Consider the following 16,217-nt stretch of genomic DNA (forward strand, 5'->3'; position numbering starts at 1 on the left):
GCGACATGTCATTGGGTTTCACGCCTGCGGTGGAAATTTATGGTGCGAACGCCGCGCTGCTCAACGAACGCCTGCTCGGTTGGAGCCACGTCGACGCGGCGGGGATCGAGTCCGATCAATTGACGCTCACCATCAGCCTGGACGGACTCGAAGGGTTGCCAAGCCTGGGCGGGAAAATCGGCCTGCGGGTCGGTTATCTTGAATCGGGGCTGGTGGACAAAGGCGAGTTTGTCATCACTCGGCGCACGCCGTTGTTGTTTCCTCTGCAACTCGTTCTGGTGGCCATGGCGGCGCCGTTCAGCGCGGCTGACCAGACGGGCTTCAAGCAGCGCCGATCCATCAGCCATGGCCCGACGACCCTGGGGGCGTTGTTTCGGGAGCTGACGTCCAGGCACGGGTTCTCGCCCCGTGTGGCGCCGGAGCTTTCGCTGATTAAAATCGAGCACATTGACCAAACCAACGAAACCGACATGGGCTTGCTGACCCGCCTGGCCCATCGTTATGACGCTGTGGCCAAACCAGTCAACGAGTTGTATGTGCTGGCCCGGCGCGGTCAGGCGAAGTCGTTGTCGGGCAAGGTCCTGCCCGAGATAAGGCTGTCGGTGACGACGAACAATCGCCCGGGCGACCACGCTTTCATTTCGGCCAAGCTGGATGAAACCGCGCGGGCGAAGTACGAGGGTTGCAAGACCTGTTGGTGGGATGCGGCGGCGGGCAAGCTGCGGGTCGAGGAGAGCGGCATCGCGCCGTTCAAGACCCTGCGCCAGCGCTTCCAGAGCGCAGAAGAGGCCCGCGCCGCCGGCGAAGGCGAGGTGCGCCGGATGCTGCGCGAGGCCCTTAAGGTGACGATCGAATGCCCGGGTAACCCGGGGCTGTCCGCCGAGGGCATCGTGCTGCTCGATCCTTCCTGGCCCGATTTCATGCGCGGTCGCTGGTCGATCGACAAGGTCACCGCCAGCGGTAGCCGGGAGAAAAGCTACCGCTGCAGCGTTGAGGCGACTTGCCTGGATGCAAGAGCGTGACCGGGGCTTGGAGGGGCCATCATTCAGTTACGTAGCATTCGCCGTGCGTCGTCGAGACTGATTTTTTTGATGATATCTGCCGGCACCCTTGAGGTCGCGGACAAGTTATACACCTGAAAATCATCATCAATGATCTGCTTGGACATCAGTTTTAGAGAAGGCAGGATGCGAGTCTTGTAATGCTGATCCAACCCGCAGGGCGAGCGTTTGCTTTCGACCGTTTCATAGAATCGGCCGGCCGCTTGGTCCAAGTCGAAACCTACAAGGAAAACCCTATTGAAGCCCAGATGGTAGGCGACCTGTAAGGCCAAATACATCACCGTCCTGGCATCGAAGCAACCGAGGGTCATATTTTTGCTGAAGCCGATGTCTTTGCTTCGCTTGCTAAAAAGAGATCTGTACCTGACGAGAGACTTCTGCGGGTTGAATAACGTGGAGCAGATCGAGGCCCTGGGAGCTTTTTTCAAGCCGAAGGCTCGCCCGCTTGGCTTAGCTTGGACGATGTCGAACTGGTCCTCCCATAAGGCAACGTTCTCACTGAGCCGCATAGCGGTTGCAAAAAGATCGGGCTGCTGGAGCGGGAAGTGGGTATCGGAGCAGATGTAAAAAAAGGGTTTTGTATGCGCTTGGCTGAACATGGATATAGCGCCGTTCATGGTAATCATGGGTACGGCTGAAAACTCCTCCAGCGGAAAGCCCTTCGCTGAGTTGCCCGAGGCGATGATGAAAACCGGTCCACTTTTTACATTCCTACATTCGCTAAAGCTCATGTTTTCAAACGGTGTAAACGATGACTCCGTAATGAGCGATTTCTCAAAACTACTTCGCCTGCTCATTCATTCCATTCCGTTAGTCAATGATCGTTGTTGTATTCATTCGCGTTAAAGAGAGCGCCATGTTCATCACCCCAGCCCAACTACTGCGTATCCTCCCAAGCGCCGGCGACAATGCCGGCGTTTTTGCACCTCTCCTAGGCACTGCCATGGAGCTTTACCAGATCATCGGCCCCAAGCGTGCCGCTGCATTCATTGCGCAGGTGGGGCACGAGTCCGGCCAGCTGCGGCACGTACGGGAGCTAGGCAACGATGTTTATTTATCAAAGTATGACACTGGCCGATTGGCTTCGTGCCTGGGCAACTCCCCCGAAGCCGATGGCGACGGGCAAAAATACCGTGGGCGAGGTCTGATCCAGATCACCGGGCGGGCTAATTACCAGGCCTGCGGTAAAGCCTTGAGTCTGGATCTGATGGAGCAGCCTGCATTGCTGGAGCTGCCGCGATGGGCCGCGCTTTCGGCTGCGTGGTTCTGGGCGTCGCATGGGCTTAATTCTCTCGCTGATGCTGGTCGATTCGACGCCATCACGCAGCGGATCAATGGCGGCCAGAATGGCGCGGCGCAGCGGCGGGCCTTGCATGGGCGGGCGTTGCAGGTGTTGGGATGAATCCGGCGCTGTTGAGGTTCTTTCCCATCACAGTATTGGGGCTTTTGCTGCTGGCGACCAGCATGGCGTGGAAGGTCCAGGATTGGCGTTACGGCAGGGTCTTGGCCGAGCAAGCGCGGGCGCAGGCCGAGACCTTAAAGCAGATGACCGCGGCAGCTGCGGCTTCCCAGCATAAGGAAACACAGAAACGCCTCGCCCTGGAACAACAACTCTCCACCAGCGAACAAACCCATTACCGAGCCCTGAGCGATGCCCAACGTGATCAGGATCGCCTGCGCGATCGCCTTGCTACTGCCGATGTCCGGCTGTCAGTCCTCCTCGACGCCGACGATGTCGCCGCCGGTTGTACAGTGCCTGCCACCACCGGTACCGGCGGCGTGGATCATGGCGCCTCACGCGCCCGACTTGACCCGGCGCATGCTCAACGAATTATCGCCATCACCGACGCGGGCGACCGTGGACTGATTGCCTTGCAGGCCTGCCAGGCGTATGTCAGGGCGCTGGGCCGGTAATCCGCCGAGTCTTGCAAGCGGCGATTGCTCGTGTACGGTAGGGCCCATTGCGTCGAATCAGGAGAGCAGCGTGGACGACATCACTGAACTGGCCGCTGAATTGGGTAGGCGCTTGCAGGTGCTAAATGCCCATGTCACCACGGCCGAGTCTTGCACCGGCGGGGGGATCGCCGAGGCAATCACTCGGATTCCGGGGAGCTCGGCCTGGTTCGAGGCCGGTTTTGTCACGTATTCCAATCGCCAGAAAACCCAGCAGTTGGGTGTTCCCGCAGAGCTGTTCGACAAAGTCGGCGCGGTCAGTCGCGAGGTGGTGGAGGCCATGGTGCGCGGCGCCCAGCAGAAAAGCCTGGCGCGGTTTGCCGTGGCGGTCAGCGGCGTGGCCGGGCCGGACGGGGGCTCGCCGAACAAGCCGGTGGGCACGGTGTGGCTTGCCTGGGGTGTTGGCGAGGCGGTGTACAGCGAGCAGAAATTCTTACCTGGCAACCGCGACGAGGTCCGCCGACAAACGGTGAAGGCCGCGCTAGACGGGCTGTTACAACATGCCGCCGCAGAAATCTCAAATCAGGGGTAGGCGATCCCCGATCGCTGTGGAATAATACTGGCTACTTATACAGGTGTTGGCCGTCAGGCCTTATTGATTACGTGAGGACTTTAATGGACGACAACAAGAAGAAAGCCTTGGCTGCGGCCTTGGGTCAGATCGAACGTCAATTCGGCAAGGGTGCCGTAATGCGTATGGGCGATCAGGATCGCCAGGCTATTCCTTCCATCTCCACCGGCTCCCTGGGCCTGGACATCGCTCTTGGTATCGGCGGCTTGCCAAAAGGTCGTATTGTTGAAATCTACGGTCCCGAATCTTCCGGTAAGACCACGCTGACGCTGTCCGTGATCGCCCAGGCTCAAAAAGCGGGCGCTACCTGCGCCTTCGTCGACGCCGAACACGCCTTGGACCCGGAATACGCCGGCAAGCTGGGCGTCAACGTCGATGACCTGCTGGTCTCCCAACCGGACACCGGCGAGCAGGCCTTGGAGATCACCGACATGCTGGTGCGCTCCAACGCAGTTGACGTGATCATCGTCGACTCCGTGGCGGCCCTGGTACCGAAAGCGGAAATCGAAGGTGAGATGGGCGACACGCACGTGGGTCTGCAGGCTCGCCTGATGTCCCAGGCCTTGCGCAAGATCACCGGTAACATCAAGAACGCCAACTGCCTGGTGATCTTCATCAACCAGATCCGCATGAAGATCGGCGTGATGTTCGGCAGCCCTGAAACCACCACCGGTGGTAACGCGTTGAAGTTCTACGCCTCGGTTCGCCTGGACATCCGTCGTACTGGCGCGGTGAAAGAAGGTGATGAGGTTGTCGGCAGCGAAACCCGCGTCAAGGTTGTGAAGAACAAGGTGGCATCGCCGTTCCGTCAGGCTGAGTTCCAGATCCTGTACGGCAAGGGTATCTACCTCAACGGCGAAATGATCGATCTGGGTGTGCTGCACGGTTTCGTCGAGAAGTCGGGCGCCTGGTATGCCTACAACGGCACCAAGATCGGTCAGGGCAAGGCCAACTCGGCCAAATTCCTGGCGGACAACCCGGAAGTCGCGGCAGCCCTCGAGAAGCAACTGCGTGACAAGCTGTTGAGCCCGGTGGCGGACGTCAAAGCCGTGGCCAACCGCGAGACTGCCGACGACCTGGCCGACGCTGATATCTGATTGATCCGATGACCGCCGTACTCGATACCCTCGTCGCGGTGCGGCGAGCTGCGATGGACCTGCTCGCCAGGCGCGAGCACGGTCGTGTGGAGCTGACGCGTAAACTGCGTCAACGCGGGGCTCCTGATGAGTTGATCGACGCCGCTCTTGACCGTTTGACGGAAGAGGGGCTGTTATCGGAAGCGCGGTACCTCGAGAGCTTCGTCTCTTATCGCGCCCGCTCCGGCTACGGTCCAATGCGCATTCGTGAAGAGCTTGGCCAACGCGGGTTGCAACGAGCGGATATCGAATCAGCCTTGCGCGAGAGCGGTATCGATTGGCAGCAACAGTTAGCCGAGACCTGGCGCCGCAAGTTTTCGGGACATTTGCCTATCGACATTCGGGAGCGTGCCAAGCAAGGGCGTTTCCTGGCGTATCGAGGCTATTCCATGGAAATGATCAACCGCTTGTTCAGTGGTCGCAGCATGGACGACTAAAAACGGCCCGCTATGTCGATAGCGGGCCGTTTTTTTATGGGCTCACGTTACCTTGATCGGCTCCCAAGTCAGGGGGTGGGCCTTGGCGGTGGGTTGGGCCCAGTTTTCCGGCAGGTTGATGTAGTCCACCAATTCCCTTAAACGACCGTGGTCACGGGCGTTGAACGTAAATGCCAATCGCGTCAGATGACTGAAGGGCGCTTCCTCGGGTTCTTCGCCGTTGTAAGCGTGCTGATGGAAACAGTCATTCAGGCACAGGTCGGCGAACTCGGCCTGCATTTGTTGCAGTGCTTGTTCACTGAGTTCGTGATTCATGCGGATCACGAACTGATGCTTGAGCCAGCGGCTGGAATGGAAGTTACGGTAGAACTGGTTGATTTCCTCCACAGCGTCCTCGGCGCAGTACACCAGGCGCATCAACTTCATGTCGGTCGGCAGGATGTAGCGGTTTTCCTCCAATTGTTCGCGGATAAAGTCCAGGGCGCTCTGCCAGAACTTGCCTCCGGGCACGTCCAGCAACACCACCGGTACCAATGGGCTTTTGCCCGTCTGCACCAGCGTCAGGACCTCCAATGCTTCGTCAAGAGTGCCGAAACCGCCGGGGCACAGCACCAAGGCATCGGCTTCCTTGACGAAAAAAAGCTTGCGAGTGAAGAAGAAATGGAACGGCAACAGGTTCTGCGTCCCTTCGACGGTCGGGTTCGCATGCTGCTCGAAGGGCAGGGTGATGTTGAATCCCAGGCTGTGCTCGCGGCCCGCGCCTTCATGGGCCGCGGCCATGATCCCGCCGCCTGCGCCGGTGATCACCATCATGTCTGACCGAGCCAGCGCCGCTCCCAGCTCCCGTGCCAAGCCATACAAAGGGTGTTCGATGGGCGTTCGGGCCGAGCCGAAGACCGTAACCTTGCGGCGCCCTTTGAATTGTTCCAGCGTTCGAAACGCATGTTCCAGTTCCCGAAGGGCCTGAAGCGTGATCTTGGCATTCCAGCGGTTGTGATCTTCCTGGGCCATGCGCAGCACAGTCAGGATCATGTCGCGGTAGATGGGGAGGTTGGGGCTGTTGGGCGATACCAGGTTGAGTTGCTCTTCGACCTTGCGGGTGAGGTCGTGGCCATGGCTCTCAAAATGACGGCTGAGCAGGTCATTCGGTTTGTAAGGCATTCAGCTTCTCCTTCTGAACAGGACCCCGGTCCTGACGAGAGATTCATCAGGGCCACGACACTTCCTGTGCCGTTGTGAGTCCGGGCGCGTGCCCGGGCGTAAACCTGGCTCGACGTAATCTGCAGCAAGGCGGCCAAGCCATCCAACGGGTCCTGCTGTTTCCCTTGGATGAAAAACGGTTGAACATCGCTTATTGGTGAGGGCAGCCTCTTTCTGCCCAGTAAAAACGATACGTTGAATCTAGCCTCTGGCGGTGAACTTCGCTGTCCAGATCATGGCGCTCGAATGTGAACGTTTGCAACATTTCCCCGTAGTCCTACGCTCATCGGTCGCTCGCGATGGGTTCAGTAATGACCTCGGCCCGTACCGCTCGTCAGCTCACCGGCTGGGTGCGTACCGCTCTGATTAACTCCATTAAAGGCGTGCCAACGTAGTTCGACGTCCAGGGCTGGACGTCCGCGCGATGAAATGCTGCATTGATGGGCAGGGAGGCGGGAGAAATGACCAGGGTAACGCTGGAGCTCGAAGGGCAGTTGTATTCGATGTTGTTGGAAGCGGCTCAAGCCAATCGGGTAAGCCTGGAAGAGGAATGTTGCCGTCGGCTGGAAGGTCGGGAATGGCGCTCACGCTATTTGCAGGCGCTGGTGGCGGAACTGCGCGCCGACGAAGAGCAGCGGCGCGCGCGCGCGGGTTGATTATTTCTTGGTCTTGGCCGGTTTCGGGCAATCCGATTCCTGGAAACGTTCGCTGGCGACCGGACGGTTGGTCTTCACTTCGGTGAACTCGTAGCGCATGGTCGCGCCCTTGGCCATCAGTTTGCGGAACCCTGGATTGGTGCACACCGTGGAGCCCAGCTGGAAATAAACCGCCTTGGGATCCGCGCGCATTTTTTGCGCATGGCTGCTTTGGACGCTGAGATGGTTGATCAGCTCGGTGCCTTCGACGGTGTAGCCCTGGTCAAGAATGTCTTCGTTGATCGCGCGCGGCGTGCCGACACTGCTTTGCTTGGCAACGTTCTGCAGCATCTTGTTCAGTTCGAGTTCTTTCAGCGACGCAGCCTGAGCGCTGATGGACGTCGCCAGCAGAACGGCAACGGTTGGAACGATAAGGCGCAGCATGAAACTCTCCTGGTTCAGTAACTGGTGGTTCGACCGGTCACGTGACTGTGCGTTCAGTGGCGGCGATTATAGGGAAGCCCGGGTAGACGGTACAGGTTTGCGCGCTCTGGTAGACTGCCGGTCTTCATTGCCCTTGCGAGTGTGGTTCGTGTCAAGTTTTCCTGTCTGCGGGCGTTGCCCGCGATGAGCTGTGCTTCCAACGCCGTAGCCCGCTTGCGCGACCAACGCGTCGATGAAGGCATCAAGCCGCTCCAGGCCCGAGGGTGGCGCGCGCCCCGTTGTGGCGCCTGTCGAGTGATCGAGAGCCATTGCTTGTGTGCCTGGCGTCCGAGCGTCGAGACCCGTTCCGGCGTCTGCCTGATCATGACCAATAAGGAAGTCTTCAAGCCGAGCAACACGGGCTGGCTGATCGCCGATGTGGTACGGGATAACCATGCCTTCATCTGGTCGCGCACTGATGTCGATGAGCAACTCCTGGCTTTGTTGAACGATCCACAATGGCAACCGTACCTGGTATTTCCAGGTGAGTATGTCGAACCCTCCCGGGTAACCCACACGGTTGATCTGGCTCGGGGCAAGCGTCCCTTGTTCATCTTGCTGGATGCCACTTGGACGGAAGCGCGCAAGATGTTCCGTAAAAGTCCTTACTTTGACCGGCTGCCCATCTTGAGCTTGCTGCCCGACAGGCTGTCGCGCTATCGCTTGCGGCGCTCCACACGCAGTGAGCACCTGTGCACCGCCGAGGTCGCGGCGCTGTGCCTTGAGCTGGCGGGCGATAGCGACGCGGCGTCGGCCCTGGACGCCTATTTCGATGTGTTCAGCCAGCATTACCTGGGTGCCAAGCGTCAGCAGGAAGTGAACGTGTCGACTCCGGCCCATGCCGAACTGCTGCCCTTTGTCCGCTCGGCTCAGGCGGCGTTGGCCTAATAGTGGCCCATACTGGGTGCAGCGGTGGCCGTGCAGCTTGACCACCCCGGTTTCGCTGGGCATGCTTGGCGCCGACCAGGGTGCGGCCGGAGTTTAAGACGCTGTGATTGGCGTTGAACGTGCCCCTGTGGATAACGCTGAATGGCGTTATCTTGAGTTGCATGGCGAGGCGCGAATGCATCGGGCCTGCCTTAAAAAAACAGGATCATTTGAAAAATGGCCACATACGAAATCCTGATTGCCGATGACCACCCGCTCTTTCGCAGCGCGTTGCATCAGGCGGTGACCCTGGGCCTTGGTTCGGATGTCCGGTTGACGGAGGTGGCCAGCATCGCGGAGCTGGAAGCCCGATTGGCGGAAAAGGCTGATTGGGACCTGGTGCTGCTGGATCTGAACATGCCCGGCGCGTATGGTTTTTCAGGGCTGGTCCTGTTGCGTGGGCAGTATCCGCAGATTCCTGTGGTGATGGTCTCAGCCCAGGAAGAAGCTTCGGTGATGGTCAAGGCCCGCGAATTTGGTGCCAGCGGGTTCATCCCCAAATCCAGCTCCCTCGAAATGATTCAACGGGCGGTAAAGGCCGTCCTCAGCGGTGATGTATCCTGGCCGCCGCAGGCGTTCGAGGCGGTGAGCGTGTCCGACGAGGCCAAGGCGGCCAGCGAAGGGCTCGCGAGCCTGACGCCCCAGCAGTTCAGAGTGCTGACCATGGTTTGTGAAGGTCTGTTGAACAAGCAGATCGCTTACGAACTGAATGTGTCAGAGGCCACCATCAAGGCTCATGTTACGGCGATCTTTCGTAAATTGAATGTGCGCACCCGGACCCAGGCTGCCTTGTTGTTGCAACAACTTGAGTCAATTTCGCCGCAGTCGTAGCGCCTGAATTCACGCTTTTTTGACTGCAATTACAGTAGCTTCTCCACTCCTATCGATCAGTTGCCCACTCTATGTCTCCTTTCAAAGGCCAAACCGGCCTGAAACGCATCCTCAATGCCTCCGGCTATTCCCTGGACGGGCTGCGTGCAGCTTTCGTCGGCGAAGCGGCGTTCCGTCAACTGGTCCTGCTTAACGTCATCCTGATTCCGTTGTCGTTTTTCCTGAACGTGAGCCGCGTGGAGCAGGCGCTGTTGATAGCGGTGTGCCTGCTGGCCTTGATCGTGGAGTTGCTCAACTCGGCGGTAGAGGCGGCGATCGACCGTATTTCCCTTGAGCTGCACCCCTTGTCGAAAAACGCCAAGGACATGGGCAGCGCGGCCCAACTTGTCGCCCTGACGATGATTGCCCTGGTCTGGGGCCTGGTGCTGCTCTGATTCAAGCGATGGCAGGCAGGACGATCTCGTCGCTGCGCTGGACCCCAGCGGTGAAAGCTCGGCAGAGGTCGAGGAATTCACGCATGGCTGAGGTCTGGTACTTCTGTTTGTGCCAGATGAAATAAAACTGCCGCGCCAGGTCCATGTCCGGGGTTTCCACGGCCACGAGGCTGCCGCGACGGAAAGCATCACGCAACGCCAGGCGCGAAATGCAGCCAATGCCCAGGCCCGATTCCACTGCTCGCTTGATCGCTTCGGTGTGTTCCAATTCCAGGCGGATGTTGAGCGCGCTGCGGTGGTGGCGCATGGCCTGATCGAAGGTCAGCCGCGTACCTGAACCCTGCTCCCGCAAAATCCACGCTTCATGGGTCAATTCCTCCATGGTCGCCTGACCACGCTTGGCCAGTGGATGCTGGGGCGCGCAGAACACCACCAATTCATCCTCGACCCAGCTCTGCACCTCAATGTCCGGATGGCTGCAATCGCCTTCGATTAGACCCAGATCAATTTCGTAATGGGCGACCTGGTGCACGATATTGGCAGTGTTTTGCACGTGCAGCTTCACCTGGCTTTCCGGATGGCGCTGCATGAATCCGCCGATCAGCAGCGTCGCCAGGTAATTGCCGATGGTCAGCGTGGCCCCGACCGCCAGCGAACCGAAGCCGGACTTGCCGTTGAGTAAGTCTTCGATCTCTTTGGCCTGGTCTAGCAATGCCACGGCCTGGGGCAGCAATTGCTTACCCAAGGCGTTGAGGCTCAGGCGCTTGCCGGCGCGGTCGAACAGTTGGCAGCTGGATTGACGCTCCAATTCAGTGATGGAAGTGCTGGCGGCCGACTGCGACAGATTGAGCAAGCCCGCGGCACGGGACACGCTTTCCTGCTGGGCGACAGCGACGAAGACTTGAAGTTGCCGTAGAGTAAATCGCATATCGATATAACCGATAACCCTTATCTTAATAATCCATTTAACAGATATTGTCGCCGCCATTAGAATGCGATGCAATTGCGCAGATTACCGGCGCAGGCATCATTTCCAGGAGTCCCCCGTACATGAGCAACATGAACCACGAGCGTGTCCTCAGTGTTCATCACTGGAACGACACTCTGTTCAGCTTCAAGTGCACCCGCGATCCGGGCCTGCGCTTCGAGAACGGTCAGTTCGTGATGATCGGCCTGCAGCAGCCCAACGGCCGCCCGCTTATGCGCGCTTACTCGATTGCCAGCCCGAACTGGGAAGAGCATCTGGAATTCTTCAGCATCAAGGTCCCTGATGGTCCGCTGACTTCCCAGTTGCAGCACTTGAAGGAAGGCGACGAGATCATCATCAGCAAGAAGCCCACCGGCACGCTGGTGCTGGACGACCTCAAGCCTGGCAAGCATTTGTACCTGCTCAGCACCGGTACTGGCCTGGCGCCTTTCATGAGCGTCATCCAGGATCCGGAAACCTACGAGCGTTTCGAAAAAGTGATCCTGTGCCACGGCGTGCGTTACGTCAATGAAGTCGCCTATCGCGAATTCATCACCGAGCACCTGCCACAGAACGAGTTCTTCGGCGAAGCGCTACGCGAAAAGCTGATCTACTACCCCACCGTGACCCGCGAGCCGTTCGAGAACGAAGGTCGCCTGACCGACCTGATGCGCAGCGGCAAGTTGTTCCGCGACATCGGCCTGCCGCCGATCAACCCGCAAGACGACCGCGCGATGCTGTGCGGCAGCCCAAGCATGCTCGACGAAACCAGCGAAGTGCTCAACAGCTTCGGCCTGACCGTTTCGCCGCGTATGCGCGAGCCGGGTGATTACCTGATCGAGCGCGCGTTTGTAGAGAAGTAAGCTTCGGCATTTGCGGTGGCTGACCGACCGCCATCGCGAGCAGGCTCGCTCCCACACTGGATATGTATGACCACAACTTTGGTGATCGCTGCAAATCAGTTGTGGGAGCGAGCCTGCTCGCGATGGCAGCGACTTGGTCCAACTGAAAGACCATCAAAAAGCCCGCGCCGCCTGATGAAGGCCGCGCGGGCTTTTTCGTTTCCGGGTTTTATCCAGCCGTAGGAACGACTTCCAACACCCGAATCACCCCCGGCTCCGGGTAATGCCAGCGCACGTCCAGATCCCAGAACCGCGCACCGTATTCCCGTTCAGCTGTAGGAACCTGATACGCCGGGCGTGGGTCTTGGGCCAGGCATTGTTCGATCAGCTCCACCAAGGGCTCTTCGAGGCGCCTTGCGTGGTCGCGTGCCTGAAGCAGGGCAGAGTCCGCCCATTGCACTGGAATCAACTCAGGCGCGGCGCTGGCGATCCTGTTGGAGGCCGAGTCGATGATGTCCGCATAGGGGACGTAGGGCTTGATATCGAGCACGGGTGTGCCGTCCAACAGGTCGATGCCCGAGATCCACAGTCGAGCGGCCTCCACCCGTTCCAGCTTCACCACCGACTGGCCGATACCGTTGGGGCGATGGGTGGCTCGGGTGGCGAAGACGCCCATGGATTTATTGCCACCCAGGCGCGGCGGCCGTACTTTCAATCGTGGCTTGTCTTCCAGGGCTTGATGGAACAGGAACAGCAACCAGACATGGCTGACCTGCTCCAGACCCTGCACGGCCTCGCCCTGGTCGAACGGCGCCACCAGCTCCAACACACCGCGCGCGGCCGGGGCCAGTTGTGGTTGGCGCGGAATGGCGAACTTCTCCTTGAAGCAGGAGCGTACGAAGCCGATGGGGGAGACGTTGTAGGTCATGGGCTGGGATCAAGGCAGGGTTGAAAGGGCATCATAGCGCGGGCAGCTGGTCTTGCCGTTTATGGCGGGGGCTTTTGTGGCGAGGGAGCAAGCTCCCTCGCCACAAAAGCTCTGCCACCATCAGCAGCGCTTCAAGAAATGACAGCCCTTCGGCATTAGCCGCGAACGCGCAGCGTCAGGCCCTTGAGGAAGTTGCGCAGCAACTGGTCGCCACACGGCCGGTAGTTGGTATGGCCAAACTTGCGGAACAATGCGCTCAGTTCCGGCTTGGACACCGGGAAGTCGGCGGCCTTGAGGATGGCGTGCATGTCGTCTTCCTTTAGCTCGAAGGCCACCCGCAGCTTCTTCAGGATGATGTTGTTGGTGACCGGCACTTCGATCGGCTGCGGCGGACGGCTTTCGTCCTTGCCGCGCTTGAAGATCACCAGCCCGTCGAGGAAATGCGCCATGACCAGGTCGGGGCAGAACACAAAGCCTTCTTCTTCATCTTTCTTGAGGTAGCCGGCCAAATCTTCCAGGGAGATTTCCAAGCCGCCCAGCTTGATGATCTCGACGACTTTTTTGTCGCTGATGTCGAGCATGTAGCGCACGCTGCGCAGTACGTCGTTGTGAATCATGTGTGCAATCCTGATGAAGGCAGTGGGCGCCCCGGTTCGGTGCGGCGCCGGAAAATTAGAATTTCTCTTTGGCGGACAGGTAGCGCCATTGGCCCAACGGCACCTTGCCGATCGACACGCCGCCTATGCGGATGCGGCGGATGGCAACGACCTTGAGCCCGACGGCCTGGCAAAACAGCGCGATAACGCCCGGTTGCGGGTTCTTCATGGCGAAGCGCAGGCGGTTCTCGTTCTGCCAGCTGGCCTTGACCGCCGGCAATTCCTTGCCTTTGTAGGTCAGGCCGTGGTTCAAGCGATTGAGACCGTGGGCGACCATCTCGCCCTCGACTTCCACCACATACTCCTGCTCGATCTTGGCCGCGTCGGCGGTGAGCTTGCGCAGGATCTTCCAGTCCTGGGTGAATACCAAAAGGCCGCTGGCGCCAGCCTGCAAATCGGCGCTGGCGGTCAGGCGCAGGAAGTGGCCCTTGAGCGGGCGCTTGCCGAAGCGATGTTCTTCGCTCAAGGTCTGTGGCCCCAGGGTTGCCATTGCCGCGTCGACATCCATGCCAGCCGGGACGTTCAGCAGGAGGGTCACAGGCTCTGGCGCGGTGGCCTTGGCTTGGGGGTCGAGTTCGACCTTTTGGGTGGTGACCTTGAACTGCGGTTCATCGATGACTTCGCCGTCCACGGTGACCCAGCCGCCCTCGATGAACAGCTCAGCCTCCCGACGGGAACAGCCGACGAGTTCGATGAGACGCTTGGAGAGACGAATCGGGTCAGTCATGACGGGGCCGTAACAAAAAGGGGTGGGCATTGTACCTGTCTGGCGCCGGTTAATCGCGGGTCCATTTGCCTCATGCCGTTTTTAGCCGCGCCCCGCTTTCAGATCGGGCTGCTTGTAGCGCATATGCAGCAGCGGGTAGGGCTGGTCCATGCCATCCTTTGCCGAGCGACCGATAACTTCGAACCCTTGCTTGAGATAAAAGCCAAGGGCTTGCGGGTTCTGTTCGTTGACGTCCAGTTCATCGGCGTTCAGGTGTTCAATGGCATAGCGCAGCAATTGTTTGCCCAGGCCTTGGCCGCGATGCTCGGGGTCGATGAAGAGCATTTCGATCTTGCCAGCCGCGACCCCGGCGAACCCTGTGATGCGCTGGCGTGAATCACGGGTGCAGATGAGCATCACCGCGTCCAGGTAACGGGTGAGCACCAGGTTTCTGAGCAGTTCGATATAACTGTCGGGCAGGAAATCATGGGTGGCCCGTACCGATGCCTCCCAGACCCGGGTCAGTTCCTGATAATCGCTCGGTTTCGGTGTGTGGATGACCGAATGCTGGCGCATGTCCGCCTGTTCCTTGTGGTGGAGTTTTCTTGTCTGCATACGATAGCCGTAAAAAAGCCCTGCTTCTTGTTACAGAGCAGGGCTTCAGAAAGTTTTTTTTAGAGGCGGCGAGTGGCTGGCAAACAACCTGTGGCGAGGGAGCTTGCTCCCGCTCGATTGCGTAGCAATCGCAAGGATAGGGCTACTTCGTAGCCCAGCGGGAGCAAGCTCCCTCGCCACAAAAGCCTATTCGGCTTGAGTCCAGGCCTGGATCAACCGATCTGCTCAGCCCACAAGTCATACTCGTCGGCGTCGGTGACCTTGCACCAGACCTTGTCGCCCGGCTTGAGATTGCTGCCGTTGTCGATGAACACGTTGCCGTCGATTTCCGGAGCATCGAAGAAGCAGCGGCCGACGGCACCTTGTTCGTCGACTTCGTCCACCAGCACTTCGATCTCACGGCCGATGCGCATTTGCAGGCGCGCCGAGCTGATGGCCTGCTGGTGCGCCATGAAGCGCTCCCAACGGTCCTGCTTGACGTCATCCGGCACCACGTCCAGGTTCAGGTCGTTGGCCGGTGCGCCTTCGACGGGCGAGTACTGGAAGCAGCCGACGCGGTCGAGCTGGGCTTCGGTCAGCCAGTCCAGCAGGTACTGGAAGTCTTCTTCGGTTTCCCCCGGGAAGCCGATGATGAAGGTCGAGCGGATGATCAGCTCGGGGCAGATTTCACGCCAGTTCTTGATGCGCGCTAGGGTCTTGTCTTCGAAAGCCGGGCGTTTCATGGCCTTGAGAACTTTCGGGCTGGCGTGCTGGAACGGGATGTCCAGGTACGGCAGGATCTTGCCGGCGGCCATCAGCGGGATCAGCTCGTCAACGTGCGGGTACGGGTAGACGTAATGCAGGCGGACCCAGACACCGAGGGTGCTGAGGGCTTCGCACAGTTCGGTCATGCGGGTTTTCACCGGCGCGCCGTTCCAGAAGCCGGTGCGGTACTTGACGTCGACGCCGTAGGCGCTGGTGTCCTGGGAAATCACCAGCAATTCCTTGACGCCGGCCTTGACCAGGCGCTGGGCTTCGTCGAGCACGTCGCCCACCGGACGGCTCACCAGTTTGCCGCGCATCGAGGGGATGATGCAGAAGCTGCAGCTGTGGTTGCAGCCTTCGGAAATCTTCAGGTAAGCGTAGTGACGCGGGGTCAGCTTGATGCCTTGTGGCGGCACCAGGTCGATCAGCGGATTGTGGTCCTGGCGCGGCGGCACGACTTCATGCACGGCGTTGACCACTTGTTCGTACTGCTGCGGCCCGGTCACGGACAGCACGCTCGGGTGCACGTCGCGGATGTTGCCTTCTTCCACACCCATGCAGCCGGTCACGATGACCTTGCCGTTTTCCTTGATGGCTTCGCCGATCACTTCAAGGGATTCGGCCTTGGCCGAGTCGATGAAGCCACAGGTGTTGACCACCACCACGTCGGCGTCCTGGTAGGTGGACACAACGTCATAACCTTCCATGCGCAGCTGGGTCAGGATGCGCTCGGAGTCGACCAGCGCTTTCGGGCAACCCAGGGATACGAAGCCAACCTTGGGATTGGCTGGCGCGGTAGTGGTGGACATGTCTAACCTCGGTGTAGGGGGATCGTCTCTTGCGGAGACAGGGCGCCTGACGCGCCTCTGATCAAAAAGTGCGCAATTCTATCCGTGGTCGCCGCACTTGACCAGCTTTATACCGGGAAATACGACGAGTGCTGCGCTATGCTTCGCGCCTTTGCCTTCTGGCGAACGCTGCAGTCAACAGGACGTCTGTTACAAAGCGTAAAACCGCCCATGCTGCGTCACAAGAGCGTACGGCTTCTTTCAAGAAGGCAGGTCTGGAAATCAGGAGTGTTGGATGGGTCA

At 59.4% G+C, this 16,217-nt stretch carries 20 protein-coding genes; 11 read left to right on the plus strand and 9 right to left on the minus strand.

Annotated elements, in window-relative coordinates; translation table 11 throughout:
• Positions 1 to 5: 5 nt before the first annotated feature.
• On the plus strand, positions 6 to 1,022 hold the full coding sequence (locus DOCECA_RS02410; RefSeq protein ID WP_420764277.1) for a phage late control D family protein: 1,017 nt from the start codon (positions 6 to 8) through the stop codon (positions 1,020 to 1,022).
• A 23-nt stretch (positions 1,023 to 1,045) separates the two neighbouring features.
• On the opposite strand, the gene DOCECA_RS02415 is transcribed toward DOCECA_RS02410, so the two are convergent.
• Positions 1,046 to 1,858 carry a lipopolysaccharide biosynthesis protein gene (locus DOCECA_RS02415; protein WP_420764278.1) on the minus strand — a complete coding sequence of 271 codons (813 nt, stop codon included), beginning with the start codon at positions 1,856 to 1,858 and terminating at the stop codon, positions 1,046 to 1,048.
• 59 nt (positions 1,859 to 1,917) lie between these two features.
• Here DOCECA_RS02415 and DOCECA_RS02420 point away from each other — a divergent pair, with 59 nt between their 5' ends.
• The 5 genes from DOCECA_RS02420 (at position 1,918) to recX (ending at position 5,158) form a co-directional block, all read left to right on the plus strand.
• Complete coding sequence (locus tag DOCECA_RS02420) at positions 1,918 to 2,463, plus strand: glycoside hydrolase family 19 protein (RefSeq protein ID WP_434650117.1); 546 nt, start codon at positions 1,918 to 1,920, stop codon at positions 2,461 to 2,463.
• Positions 2,460 to 2,975: a lysis system i-spanin subunit Rz gene (locus DOCECA_RS02425; protein WP_445571409.1), complete on the plus strand. Its 516-nt coding sequence runs from the start codon at positions 2,460 to 2,462 to the stop codon at positions 2,973 to 2,975. Before DOCECA_RS02420 ends, DOCECA_RS02425 begins: the two co-directional genes overlap by 4 nt.
• A gap of 70 nt (positions 2,976 to 3,045) precedes the next feature.
• A complete protein-coding gene (locus tag DOCECA_RS02430; protein ID WP_434609882.1) occupies positions 3,046 to 3,546 on the plus strand; it encodes a CinA family protein in 501 nt (166 codons plus the stop codon).
• Positions 3,547 to 3,629: 83 nt separating this feature from the next.
• Positions 3,630 to 4,682: a recombinase RecA gene (gene recA, locus DOCECA_RS02435; RefSeq protein ID WP_420764282.1), complete on the plus strand. Its 1,053-nt coding sequence runs from the start codon at positions 3,630 to 3,632 to the stop codon at positions 4,680 to 4,682.
• A gap of 8 nt (positions 4,683 to 4,690) precedes the next feature.
• Positions 4,691 to 5,158, plus strand: a complete 468-nt coding sequence (recX, locus tag DOCECA_RS02440) for a recombination regulator RecX (RefSeq protein ID WP_420764283.1) — start codon at positions 4,691 to 4,693, stop codon at positions 5,156 to 5,158.
• 42 nt (positions 5,159 to 5,200) lie between these two features.
• On the opposite strand, the gene DOCECA_RS02445 is transcribed toward recX, so the two are convergent.
• Positions 5,201 to 6,319, minus strand: coding sequence for an LOG family protein (locus tag DOCECA_RS02445; RefSeq protein ID WP_420764284.1), 1,119 nt, complete (start codon positions 6,317 to 6,319; stop codon positions 5,201 to 5,203).
• A 500-nt stretch (positions 6,320 to 6,819) separates the two neighbouring features.
• Here DOCECA_RS02445 and DOCECA_RS02450 point away from each other — a divergent pair, with 500 nt between their 5' ends.
• Positions 6,820 to 7,014: a hypothetical protein gene (locus tag DOCECA_RS02450; protein WP_445571410.1), complete on the plus strand. Its 195-nt coding sequence runs from the start codon at positions 6,820 to 6,822 to the stop codon at positions 7,012 to 7,014.
• On the opposite strand, the gene DOCECA_RS02455 is transcribed toward DOCECA_RS02450, so the two are convergent.
• Entirely contained in the window at positions 7,015 to 7,437 is a 423-nt protein-coding gene (locus DOCECA_RS02455) for a quorum-sensing-regulated virulence factor family protein (RefSeq protein WP_420764286.1), read from the minus strand.
• A gap of 183 nt (positions 7,438 to 7,620) precedes the next feature.
• Here DOCECA_RS02455 and DOCECA_RS02460 point away from each other — a divergent pair, with 183 nt between their 5' ends.
• The 3 genes from DOCECA_RS02460 (at position 7,621) to DOCECA_RS02470 (ending at position 9,668) form a co-directional block, all read left to right on the plus strand.
• Complete coding sequence (locus DOCECA_RS02460) at positions 7,621 to 8,364, plus strand: tRNA-uridine aminocarboxypropyltransferase (RefSeq protein ID WP_434562590.1); 744 nt, start codon at positions 7,621 to 7,623, stop codon at positions 8,362 to 8,364.
• 216 nt (positions 8,365 to 8,580) lie between these two features.
• Positions 8,581 to 9,234, plus strand: coding sequence for a response regulator transcription factor ErdR (erdR, locus tag DOCECA_RS02465; RefSeq protein WP_434562592.1), 654 nt, complete (start codon positions 8,581 to 8,583; stop codon positions 9,232 to 9,234).
• 71 nt (positions 9,235 to 9,305) lie between these two features.
• The gene (locus DOCECA_RS02470) at positions 9,306 to 9,668 is read left to right on the plus strand and encodes a diacylglycerol kinase (protein WP_420764289.1); all 363 of its coding nucleotides are present in this window, start codon (positions 9,306 to 9,308) and stop codon (positions 9,666 to 9,668) included.
• Between the two features lies 1 nt (position 9,669).
• On the opposite strand, the gene DOCECA_RS02475 is transcribed toward DOCECA_RS02470, so the two are convergent.
• Positions 9,670 to 10,596 (minus strand): LysR family transcriptional regulator, encoded by a 927-nt coding sequence (locus tag DOCECA_RS02475; protein ID WP_039594356.1) that lies wholly within the window; start codon positions 10,594 to 10,596, stop codon positions 9,670 to 9,672.
• A gap of 122 nt (positions 10,597 to 10,718) precedes the next feature.
• Between DOCECA_RS02475 and fpr the strand changes: the two genes are divergently transcribed.
• Positions 10,719 to 11,498 carry a ferredoxin-NADP reductase gene (gene fpr / locus DOCECA_RS02480; RefSeq protein ID WP_003198368.1) on the plus strand — a complete coding sequence of 260 codons (780 nt, stop codon included), beginning with the start codon at positions 10,719 to 10,721 and terminating at the stop codon, positions 11,496 to 11,498.
• Positions 11,499 to 11,706: 208 nt separating this feature from the next.
• Here the strand turns inward: fpr and tsaA are convergent, their stop codons facing one another.
• From tsaA to rimO, 5 genes are all read right to left on the minus strand, one after another.
• The gene (gene tsaA / locus DOCECA_RS02485; RefSeq protein ID WP_420764290.1) at positions 11,707 to 12,405 is read right to left on the minus strand and encodes a tRNA (N6-threonylcarbamoyladenosine(37)-N6)-methyltransferase TrmO; all 699 of its coding nucleotides are present in this window, start codon (positions 12,403 to 12,405) and stop codon (positions 11,707 to 11,709) included.
• 155 nt (positions 12,406 to 12,560) lie between these two features.
• Complete coding sequence (locus DOCECA_RS02490; RefSeq protein ID WP_420764291.1) at positions 12,561 to 13,022, minus strand: YehS family protein; 462 nt, start codon at positions 13,020 to 13,022, stop codon at positions 12,561 to 12,563.
• 55 nt (positions 13,023 to 13,077) lie between these two features.
• Positions 13,078 to 13,788, minus strand: a complete 711-nt coding sequence (locus tag DOCECA_RS02495; protein ID WP_420764292.1) for an rRNA pseudouridine synthase — start codon at positions 13,786 to 13,788, stop codon at positions 13,078 to 13,080.
• Positions 13,789 to 13,869: 81 nt separating this feature from the next.
• Positions 13,870 to 14,343: a GNAT family N-acetyltransferase gene (locus DOCECA_RS02500; protein ID WP_420764451.1), complete on the minus strand. Its 474-nt coding sequence runs from the start codon at positions 14,341 to 14,343 to the stop codon at positions 13,870 to 13,872.
• Positions 14,344 to 14,594: 251 nt separating this feature from the next.
• The gene (gene rimO / locus DOCECA_RS02505; protein WP_445571411.1) at positions 14,595 to 15,935 is read right to left on the minus strand and encodes a 30S ribosomal protein S12 methylthiotransferase RimO; all 1,341 of its coding nucleotides are present in this window, start codon (positions 15,933 to 15,935) and stop codon (positions 14,595 to 14,597) included.
• Positions 15,936 to 16,217 lie beyond the last annotated feature (282 nt).

The sequence above is a fragment of the Pseudomonas sp. E102 genome (genome assembly GCF_052660185.1).

What these genes read in the sequence shown, in the direction of transcription:
- DOCECA_RS02410 (WP_420764277.1), top strand. Translation starts at nt 6, where the DNA reads ATGTCATTGGGTTTCACGCCTGCGGTGGAAATTTATGGTGCGAACGCC.
- DOCECA_RS02415 (WP_420764278.1), bottom strand. Translation starts at nt 1,858, where the DNA reads ATGAGCAGGCGAAGTAGTTTTGAGAAATCGCTCATTACGGAGTCATCG.
- DOCECA_RS02420 (WP_434650117.1), top strand. Translation starts at nt 1,918, where the DNA reads ATGTTCATCACCCCAGCCCAACTACTGCGTATCCTCCCAAGCGCCGGC.
- DOCECA_RS02425 (WP_445571409.1), top strand. Translation starts at nt 2,460, where the DNA reads ATGAATCCGGCGCTGTTGAGGTTCTTTCCCATCACAGTATTGGGGCTT.
- recA (WP_420764282.1), top strand. Translation starts at nt 3,630, where the DNA reads ATGGACGACAACAAGAAGAAAGCCTTGGCTGCGGCCTTGGGTCAGATC.
- recX (WP_420764283.1), top strand. Translation starts at nt 4,691, where the DNA reads ATGACCGCCGTACTCGATACCCTCGTCGCGGTGCGGCGAGCTGCGATG.
- DOCECA_RS02445 (WP_420764284.1), bottom strand. Translation starts at nt 6,319, where the DNA reads ATGCCTTACAAACCGAATGACCTGCTCAGCCGTCATTTTGAGAGCCAT.
- DOCECA_RS02450 (WP_445571410.1), top strand. Translation starts at nt 6,820, where the DNA reads ATGACCAGGGTAACGCTGGAGCTCGAAGGGCAGTTGTATTCGATGTTG.
- DOCECA_RS02455 (WP_420764286.1), bottom strand. Translation starts at nt 7,437, where the DNA reads ATGCTGCGCCTTATCGTTCCAACCGTTGCCGTTCTGCTGGCGACGTCC.
- DOCECA_RS02460 (WP_434562590.1), top strand. Translation starts at nt 7,621, where the DNA reads ATGAGCTGTGCTTCCAACGCCGTAGCCCGCTTGCGCGACCAACGCGTC.
- erdR (WP_434562592.1), top strand. Translation starts at nt 8,581, where the DNA reads ATGGCCACATACGAAATCCTGATTGCCGATGACCACCCGCTCTTTCGC.
- DOCECA_RS02470 (WP_420764289.1), top strand. Translation starts at nt 9,306, where the DNA reads ATGTCTCCTTTCAAAGGCCAAACCGGCCTGAAACGCATCCTCAATGCC.
- DOCECA_RS02475 (WP_039594356.1), bottom strand. Translation starts at nt 10,596, where the DNA reads ATGCGATTTACTCTACGGCAACTTCAAGTCTTCGTCGCTGTCGCCCAG.
- fpr (WP_003198368.1), top strand. Translation starts at nt 10,719, where the DNA reads ATGAGCAACATGAACCACGAGCGTGTCCTCAGTGTTCATCACTGGAAC.
- tsaA (WP_420764290.1), bottom strand. Translation starts at nt 12,405, where the DNA reads ATGACCTACAACGTCTCCCCCATCGGCTTCGTACGCTCCTGCTTCAAG.
- DOCECA_RS02490 (WP_420764291.1), bottom strand. Translation starts at nt 13,022, where the DNA reads ATGATTCACAACGACGTACTGCGCAGCGTGCGCTACATGCTCGACATC.
- DOCECA_RS02495 (WP_420764292.1), bottom strand. Translation starts at nt 13,788, where the DNA reads ATGACTGACCCGATTCGTCTCTCCAAGCGTCTCATCGAACTCGTCGGC.
- DOCECA_RS02500 (WP_420764451.1), bottom strand. Translation starts at nt 14,343, where the DNA reads ATGCGCCAGCATTCGGTCATCCACACACCGAAACCGAGCGATTATCAG.
- rimO (WP_445571411.1), bottom strand. Translation starts at nt 15,935, where the DNA reads ATGTCCACCACTACCGCGCCAGCCAATCCCAAGGTTGGCTTCGTATCC.